Genomic DNA, 8709 nt, shown 5'->3' on the forward strand with positions numbered 1-8709 from the left:
GCACGTGGCAGCGTCGTGGTGTCTTGGCGGGGGCTTTGATGGCAGGCAGTAGCGGACGCGCGCCCACGCGCCTCGCCAGGCGGCCCGCTCCGGTCCGTTCCGTGGGAGCGCCCCGGCCGCCCAGGGAGAGCGCGGTACGGCGGTCCTACACCCGGCTCAAGCGCGCCTGGGACCGGCCGCTGACCGCGTACTACCTCATCTTCGGCAGCAGCCTGCTGATCACCGTGCTCGGCCTGGTGATGGTCTATTCGGCGTCGATGATCCAGGCGCTGCAGCTCGACCTGCCCGCCGCGTACTTCTTCCGCAAGCAGTTCGTCGCGGCCGTACTCGGCTCGGTCCTGCTGCTCGTGGCCATGCGGATGCCCCTCAAGCTGCACCGGGCGCTCGCCTATCCCATCCTCGCGGTGACCGTCTTCCTGATGGTGCTCGTGCAGGTCCCCGGGATAGGGCGCAGCGTCAACGGCAACCAGAACTGGATCTATCTGGGCGGCCCGTTCCAGCTCCAGCCCAGCGAGTTCGCCAAGCTCGCCCTCGTCCTGTGGGGCGCGGACCTGCTCGCCCGCAAACAGGACAAGCGTCTGCTGACCCAGTGGAAGCACATGCTGGTGCCGCTGGTCCCTGTCGCGTTCATGCTGCTCGGGCTGATCATGCTGGGCGGCGACATGGGCACGGCGATCATCCTCACGGCGATCCTTTTCGGCCTGCTCTGGCTCGCGGGGGCGCCGACGCGGCTCTTCGCGGGCGTGCTCTCCATCGCCGCCCTGCTCGGTGTGATCCTCATCAAGACCAGCCCCAACCGCATGGCGAGGCTGGGCTGCATCGGGGCGACCGATCCGGGACCCGGCGACCAGTGCTGGCAGGCCGTGCACGGGATCTACGCCCTGGCCTCCGGCGGATTCTTCGGTTCCGGCCTCGGTGCGAGTGTGGAAAAATGGGGTCAACTGCCAGAACCCCACACCGACTTCATCTTCGCCATCACAGGGGAGGAACTCGGCCTGGCGGGGACACTGTCGGTGCTCGCTCTGTTCGCGGCTCTAGGCTATGCGGGTATCCGCGTGGCCGGACGCACGGAGGACCCCTTCGTGAGGTATGCCGCGGGAGGCGTGACCACCTGGATCACGGCGCAGGCCGTGATCAATGTCGGTGCGGTGCTCGGTCTGCTGCCGATCGCCGGAGTCCCGCTCCCGCTGTTCTCCTACGGGGGCTCCGCCCTGCTGCCGACCATGTTCGCCATCGGACTCCTCATCGCCTTCGCGCGACAGGACCCGGCGGCAAAGGCGGCCCTGGCCATGCGGCAACCTCGGGTGAGATGGAACACGATGAGACGGCGCGTCAAGGCGCGTTCGTCCGGAGAGCGGTGAATTTCGGTGCATGTCGTACTCGCCGGTGGGGGGACCGCCGGCCACATCGAGCCCGCGCTCGCCCTCGCGGACGCCCTGCGGAGGCAGGACCCGACCGTGGGCATCACGGCCCTGGGCACGGAGCGTGGACTGGAGACCCGGCTCGTACCCGAGCGGGGCTACGAACTCGCGCTGATCCCTGCCGTCCCGCTGCCGCGCAAGCCCACCCCTGAGCTGATCACCGTCCCGGGGCGGCTGCGCGGCACGATCAAGGCGGCCGAGCAGATCCTGGAGCGGACGAAGGCGGACTGCGTGGTCGGCTTCGGCGGCTATGTCGCCCTGCCGGGGTACCTCGCGGCCAAGCGGGCCGGGGTGCCGATCGTCGTGCACGAGGCCAACGCGCGTCCCGGCCTCGCCAACAAGATCGGTTCGCGGTACGCCGCCGGGGTGGCCGTCGCCACACCGGACAACAAGCTGCGCAACTCCCGCTACATCGGCATCCCGCTGCGCCACACCATCGCCACGCTCGACAGGGCCCGGGTCCGCCCGGAGGCGCGTGCCGCGTTCGGCCTCGACCCGAACCTGCCGACGCTGCTCGTCTCCGGTGGCTCGCAGGGCGCCCGGCGGCTCAACGAGGTCGTCCAGCAGATCGCTCCGGTGCTCCAGCGCGCGGGGATCCAGATCCTGCACGCGGTCGGCCCGAAGAACGAAATGCCGTACGTCGAGAACATGCCCGGTATGCCGCCCTACATCCCGGTACCGTACGTGGACCGGATGGACCTCGCGTACGCCGCGGCGGACATGATGCTCTGCCGCGCGGGCGCGATGACCGTCGCCGAACTCTCCGCCGTCGGGCTTCCGGCCGCCTACGTCCCGCTGCCCATCGGCAACGGCGAACAGCGGCTGAACGCCCAGCCGGTGGTCAAGGCGGGAGGCGGACTCCTCGTGGACGACGCCGAACTGACGCCCGAGTGGGTGCAGGGCAACGTACTCCCGGTGCTCGCCGACCCGCACCGGCTGTACGAGATGTCCCGTGCCGCATCGGAGTTCGGCCGCAGGGATGCCGACGACCTCCTCGTCGGCATGGTGTACGAGGCGATCGCGTCCCGCCGCAACGGGTGAGACGGCACTAGAAGGCACAGAAGGCAGGGGACCGTGGCCGGACCGACCACCGCCGAACGGCAGAAGTCTGCTTCTGGTGGGTCCCGCCCGCCCCGCCCGCCGCTCTCCCGCGTACGCATGCCGCGGGCGCGCAACCTGATCCTCTCGCTGATCGCGCTCGTGGTGCTCGGCGCGGGAGGAGTCTGGCTGCTCTACGGCTCGCAGTGGCTGCGCGTGGAGCGCGTGACGACTTCCGGGACACGGATTCTGACGCCCGAAGAAGTACGCGAAGCCGCCGCGGCCCCGATCGGCGCGCCACTGATCTCGGTCGACACCGACGCTCTCGAAGACCGGCTGCGGAAGAGACTTCCGCGTATCGACACGGTCGACATCGTCCGTTCCTGGCCACATGGAATCGGACTGAAGGTGACCGAACGCAAGCCTGTTCTCCTCATCGAAAAGGGCGGAAAGTTCGTCGAAGTGGACGCCACAGGAGTGCGATTCGCCACGGTCGGAGAGGCACCGAAGGGTGTTCCGCTCCTGGAATTGACGCCGGATCAGGAGAACGCGGCTCAGAGCCTGCGCCGTTTCGACACCCACCACCTGCGACGCGAGTCGGTACGGGTCGCCGGTGCGCTTCCGGGCGCGGTCGCCCGCGATACGCGGGTCGTCAAGGTCCGTTCGTACGACTCGATCTCGCTGGAGTTGAGCGGCGGACGCACCGTAGCGTGGGGCAGCAGCGAGAAGGGGCGGACGAAGGCAAGCACACTCATCGCCCTGATGAAAGCCGCCCCCAAGGCGCGGCACTTCGATGTAAGTGTCCCCACCGCCCCTGCGTCGTCGACGAGTTGACGCATATCGTCGCAGGCCAGCACCCTGGTTCGGCAGCGCTACGGCTGATCACATAGGGTGAAAAGAAAAACGGGAGGTTCGGCGTGTTCGTTGAACGTGCGCCACTTGTCGACTTAGTGTCCTGTTCGGAAGAGTCCAAGGAACAGACACACTGGTAACCCTAAACTTCAGCGTTAGGGTTCGGGTCGGCGTTCGGACCGTCCCATTCGGCATCAGTCGTCGCGGCGCTTGACCGCGAGGCGGCGACACGTAACTCGAGGCGAGAGGCCTTCGACGTGGCAGCACCGCAGAACTACCTCGCAGTCATCAAAGTCATCGGTGTCGGCGGCGGTGGTGTCAATGCCATCAACCGGATGATCGAGGTCGGTCTCAAGGGCGTCGAGTTCATCGCCATCAACACCGACGCGCAAGCCCTGTTGATGAGCGACGCCGACGTCAAGCTCGACGTCGGCCGTGAACTCACCCGTGGCCTCGGCGCCGGAGCCAACCCGGCAGTCGGCCGCAAGGCGGCAGAGGACCACCGCGAGGAGATCGAGGAGGTCCTCAAGGGGGCCGACATGGTCTTCGTCACCGCCGGCGAAGGCGGTGGCACCGGCACGGGCGGCGCACCTGTCGTCGCCAACATCGCTCGCTCCCTCGGCGCCCTGACCATCGGCGTCGTCACCCGGCCGTTCACCTTCGAGGGCCGTCGTCGCGCCAATCAGGCCGAGGACGGGATCGCGGAGCTGCGCGAAGAGGTCGACACCCTCATCGTCATCCCCAACGACCGGCTCCTGTCCATCTCGGACCGGCAGGTCAGCGTTCTGGACGCCTTCAAGTCGGCGGACCAGGTCCTGCTCTCCGGTGTCCAGGGCATCACCGACCTCATCACGACCCCGGGTCTGATCAACCTCGACTTCGCCGACGTGAAGTCGGTCATGTCCGAGGCCGGTTCGGCCCTCATGGGCATCGGCTCGGCGCGCGGCGACGACCGCGCGGTGGCCGCCGCCGAGATGGCGATCTCCTCGCCTCTCCTGGAGGCGTCCATCGACGGAGCGCGGGGAGTCCTGCTCTCCATCTCCGGCGGATCCGACCTCGGCCTCTTCGAGATCAACGAAGCGGCCCAACTGGTCAGCGAGGCGGCCCACCCCGAGGCCAACATCATCTTCGGCGCCGTCATCGACGACGCCCTGGGTGACGAGGTCCGGGTCACCGTCATCGCGGCGGGCTTCGACGGCGGGCAGCCGCCGTCCAAGCGCGACACCGTCCTGAGCGCGTCGTCGGGCAAGCAGCGGGACGAGCAGCCGGCGGCCCCGAGCCGTCCTGCCGAGTCCCGTTCGCCCTACGGCGGTCTGGGCAGCGTCACCTCGCACGACGAGCCGTCGACACCGGAGCCCGTCGAGGTGACTCCGGTCAACGAAAGCACGCCCGCGCCCGTGGCCCCGCCGCAGGTTCCGCCGGCCCGTCCCTACCAGGACAGCACGGCCGAAGAGCTGGACGTGCCGGACTTCCTGAAGTGATAAGCAGGCACAGCACGGAGAGCGGCGCGCACTTCGCCTTCACCGACAGGTGGGGCGGGGTGAGCGCCGTTCCGTACGAAGAGCTCAATCTCGGCGGTGCGGTCGGCGACGACCCCCAGGCCGTACGGGAGAACCGTGCGCTTGCCGCCGAGTCGCTCGGCATCGACCCGGCGCGGGTCGTCTGGATGAACCAGGTCCACGGCCCCGATGTCGTCGTGGTCGACGGACCCTGGGGCCCGGATGCCGAGATCCCGGCGGTCGACGCCGTGGTGACCGCCCGCCGGGGCCTCGCCCTCGCGGTCCTCACCGCGGACTGCACGCCCGTCCTGCTCGCCGACCCGGTCGCCAAGATCGCGGCGGCGGCTCACGCGGGGCGGCCCGGGATGGTGGCGGGGGTCGTTCCCGCCGCCGTCGAGACGATGGTGAAGCTGGGTGCCGACCCGGCCCGCATCATCGCCCGCACCGGTCCCGCAGTCTGCGGCCGCTGCTACGAAGTGCCGGAGGCGATGCGTGCCGAGGTCGCGGCGATCGAGCCCGCGGCGTACGCCGAGACGAGCTGGGGTACTCCGGCGGTCGACGTGACCGCGGGGGTGCACGCCCAGCTCGAGCGGCTCGGGGCGCACGACCGGGAGCAGTCGCCGGTGTGCACCCTGGAATCCGGTGACCACTTCTCGTACCGCCGCGACCGGACCACCGGTCGGCTCGCGGGCTATGTCTGGCTGGACTGATAGGGCATGACGGACCGTAAGTCTCAACTCGCCGCGAATCTGGCGGAGGTCGAAGGGCGCATCGCGGCCGCGTGCGCGGCGGCCGGGCGCAAGCGGGAGGAGGTGACCCTGATCGTGGTCACCAAGACCTATCCCGCGAGCGATGTGCGGATTCTCTCGGAACTCGGTGTGCGCGATGTCGCCGAGAACCGCGACCAGGACGCCGCCCCCAAGGCCGCCGACTGCTCCGATCTCTCCCTTGCCTGGCACTTTGTCGGTCAATTGCAGACCAACAAGGTCCGTTCTGTGATCAGTTATGCCGATGTGGTCCAGTCCGTGGACCGACCCAAGCTCGTCACGGCGCTGTCGGCTGGCGCCGTGCGCGCGGAGCGGGAGCTCGGCTGTCTGATCCAGGTCGCTCTCGACGCCGAGGAGAACGGGCGGGGCGAGCGCGGGGGCGTGGGGCCCGGCGGAATCGAAGAGCTGGCCGAGCGCGTGGCGGACGCTCCGGGGCTGCGGCTCGACGGTCTGATGACCGTGGCACCGCTCACCGGTCCGTACGCGGGGCGGCAACAGGCGGCGTTCGAGCGGCTGATGGAATTCTCAACCCTCATGCGCGCGGCTCATCCGGCTGCGAACATGGTATCGGCAGGGATGAGTGCGGACCTCGAACAGGCCGTGGCGGCCGGGGCGACACATGTGCGCGTCGGTACGGCGGTACTCGGAGTCCGACCCGGGCTCGGGTAACGTCGCCAAGAAGTCGGACCACAGCAGAAAATATGGTCATTCTCGCTGTTGGGCGGGGAGGCCTCGTGGATCGCGGGCAGTTGGTGACGACAGCCGATCCACCACAGAGCGGAGGACTCAGAGCATGGCCGGCGCGATGCGCAAGATGGCGGTCTACCTCGGCCTCGTGGAGGACGACGGGTACGACGGTCCGGGGTTCGACCCCGATGACGAGTTCGAACCCGAGCCGGAGCCCGAGCGGGACCGTCGGCGGCATGAGCCGCCTCACCAGGCACATCAATCCCGTCAGGCGCACGCGCCTGAAAGGGACGAATCGGTACGAGTGGTGCAGCCCCCCGCACAGCGTGAGCCGGTCGCCCATTCCGCTTCGCTAGCCGCGGAATCCGGACGTCCGGCGCGAATCGCCCCCGTGGCATCCATCACACCTGAACGCCAGAGCCTGGAGAAGAACTCACCGGTGATCATGCCCAAGGTCGTGTCCGAGCGGGAGCCCTACCGCATCACCACGCTGCACCCGCGGACCTACAACGAGGCCCGTACCATCGGGGAACACTTCCGTGAAGGCACTCCGGTGATCATGAATCTGACCGAGATGGATGACACGGATGCGAAGCGACTTGTCGACTTTGCCGCCGGTCTCGTCTTCGGCCTCCATGGCAGCATTGAACGAGTGACGCAGAAGGTGTTCCTGTTGTCGCCTGCTAACGTCGATGTAACGGCGGAGGACAAGGCTCGCATCGCAGAGGGCGGGTTCTTCAACCAGAGCTGAGACGCAAGTGACGCAGTAACGCAGAACCGGTAAACGCAGCACGAGCAACATGGGGAGAGGGAACCGCCAACATGGGCGTGGTCTTGCAGGTGCTTTACATCGCGCTGATGTGCTTCCTCATCGTGCTGATCTTCCGGTTGGTCATGGACTACGTCTTCCAGTTCGCCCGCTCATGGCAACCCGGCAAGCCGATGGTGGTCGTTCTTGAGGCCACCTACACTGTCACTGATCCACCGCTCAAGCTTCTGCGGCGGTTTATTCCGCCGCTGCGTCTCGGGGGCGTGGCGCTCGACCTGTCCTTCTTCGTACTGATGATCATCGTCTACATCCTGATCACCGTCGTGAGCGGCTTGTGAACGATACGGTCTTGCCGAATGCCGACGACTACGTTGAGGTGAAGAGATGCCGTTGACCCCCGAGGACGTGCGGAACAAGCAGTTCACGACCGTCCGCCTCCGAGAAGGCTATGACGAGGACGAGGTCGATGCCTTCCTCGATGAGGTCGAAGCCGAACTGACTCGCTTGCTCCGCGAGAACGAGGACTTGCGCGCCAAATTGGCCGCAGCCACCCGCGCCGCCGCGCAGAACCAACAGCAGGGCGGCATGCGCAAGCCTCCAGAACCGCAGGACCAGCGCGGTCCCGGTGCCCCCGTGCCCGCCGCAATATCGGGCCCGCAGCCGGTGCCGCCGCAGCAGCAGCAGCACCCGCAGCAGCATCCGCAGCACCAGCAGATGGGCGGTCCGCCGCAGCTGCCCGGTGGCGCGCCGCAGCTTCCCGCGGGTCCCAGTGGGCACAGCCCGCAGGGTGGTCCGCAGGGTCCGGGCCCGATGGGTCAGGGCGGCCCGATGGGTCAGGGCGGTCCGATGGGCCAGGGTGGGCCGATGGGTGGTCCCATGGGCGGCCACGGTCCGCAGATGCCCCAGCCCGGTCAGGGCCCCGGTGGCGACAGTGCCGCTCGCGTGCTCTCGCTTGCTCAGCAGACCGCTGACCAGGCGATCGCGGAGGCCCGTTCCGAGGCCAACAAGATCGTCGGCGAGGCGCGTTCGCGTGCCGAGGGCCTCGAGCGTGACGCCCGTGCCAAGGCCGACGCCCTGGAGCGGGACGCGCAGGAGAAGCACCGTGTGGCGATGGGCTCCCTTGAGTCCGCCCGCGCCACCCTTGAGCGCAAGGTCGAGGACCTGCGCGGCTTCGAGCGCGAGTACCGCACGCGTCTGAAGTCCTACCTGGAGTCGCAGCTCCGTCAGCTGGAGACCCAGGCCGACGACTCGCTGGCCCCTCCGCGGACCCCGGCGGCTGCTTCCCTTCCGCCGTCCCCGGCGCCTTCCATGGCACCGGCCGGCGCGGGCGCCCCTTCGTACGGCGGCCAGCAGTCGATGGGCGGCAACCAGCCCACCGCAGGACCGTCCTACGGCGGCCAGCAGCAGATGTCCCCGGCGATGACCCAGCCGATGGCGCCGGTGCGGCCGCAGGCCCCGCAGCCCATGCAGCAGGCTCCGTCGCCGATGCGTGGCTTCCTCATCGACGAGGACGACAACTGACGGCCGTTTCCACGCCTTAGGCGTCGGCAGCGTTCAGGGCGGGGCCCCCAGATCTTCTGGGGGCCCCGCCCTTTTGTGCCGTGGGCACGCAAGGCCGTGGGCACGCAAGGTCGTAGGCACGCAAAGCAGAAGGCCCGGTCCGCCAAGATCTTGGC

9 protein-coding genes are annotated in these 8709 nt (G+C 68.5%); all 9 read left to right on the forward strand.

Features of this window, described 5'->3' with window-relative positions; translation table 11 throughout:
- Positions 1–38: 38 nt before the first annotated feature.
- The 9 genes from ftsW to ACFVXC_RS27465 all read left to right on the forward strand — a co-directional run bounded on the left by ftsW (position 39) and on the right by ACFVXC_RS27465 (position 8554).
- Positions 39–1361, forward strand: coding sequence for a putative lipid II flippase FtsW (gene ftsW / locus ACFVXC_RS27425; RefSeq protein ID WP_389909980.1), 1323 nt, complete (start codon positions 39–41; stop codon positions 1359–1361).
- 6 nt (positions 1362–1367) lie between these two features.
- Positions 1368–2462 (forward strand): undecaprenyldiphospho-muramoylpentapeptide beta-N-acetylglucosaminyltransferase, encoded by a 1095-nt coding sequence (gene murG / locus ACFVXC_RS27430; protein ID WP_389909982.1) that lies wholly within the window; start codon positions 1368–1370, stop codon positions 2460–2462.
- A 33-nt stretch (positions 2463–2495) separates the two neighbouring features.
- Entirely contained in the window at positions 2496–3293 is a 798-nt protein-coding gene (locus ACFVXC_RS27435; protein WP_389909985.1) for a cell division protein FtsQ/DivIB, read from the forward strand.
- Positions 3294–3568: 275 nt separating this feature from the next.
- A complete protein-coding gene (ftsZ, locus tag ACFVXC_RS27440) occupies positions 3569–4792 on the forward strand; it encodes a cell division protein FtsZ (protein WP_389909988.1) in 1224 nt (407 codons plus the stop codon).
- Positions 4789–5520 carry a peptidoglycan editing factor PgeF gene (pgeF, locus tag ACFVXC_RS27445; RefSeq protein WP_389909990.1) on the forward strand — a complete coding sequence of 244 codons (732 nt, stop codon included), beginning with the start codon at positions 4789–4791 and terminating at the stop codon, positions 5518–5520. The genes ftsZ and pgeF overlap by 4 nt, the downstream gene beginning before the upstream one ends.
- Before the next feature lie 6 nt (positions 5521–5526).
- Positions 5527–6246, forward strand: coding sequence for a YggS family pyridoxal phosphate-dependent enzyme (locus ACFVXC_RS27450; protein WP_389909993.1), 720 nt, complete (start codon positions 5527–5529; stop codon positions 6244–6246).
- 124 nt (positions 6247–6370) lie between these two features.
- Positions 6371–7015, forward strand: coding sequence for a cell division protein SepF (locus tag ACFVXC_RS27455; protein ID WP_389909996.1), 645 nt, complete (start codon positions 6371–6373; stop codon positions 7013–7015).
- Positions 7016–7086: 71 nt separating this feature from the next.
- The gene (locus ACFVXC_RS27460) at positions 7087–7371 is read left to right on the forward strand and encodes a YggT family protein (RefSeq protein WP_190081397.1); all 285 of its coding nucleotides are present in this window, start codon (positions 7087–7089) and stop codon (positions 7369–7371) included.
- Positions 7372–7417: 46 nt separating this feature from the next.
- Positions 7418–8554, forward strand: coding sequence for a DivIVA domain-containing protein (locus tag ACFVXC_RS27465; protein ID WP_389909999.1), 1137 nt, complete (start codon positions 7418–7420; stop codon positions 8552–8554).
- Positions 8555–8709 lie beyond the last annotated feature (155 nt).

This window comes from Streptomyces sp. NPDC058257 (assembly GCF_042881845.1).
GTDB lineage: Bacteria > Actinomycetota > Actinomycetes > Streptomycetales > Streptomycetaceae > Streptomyces.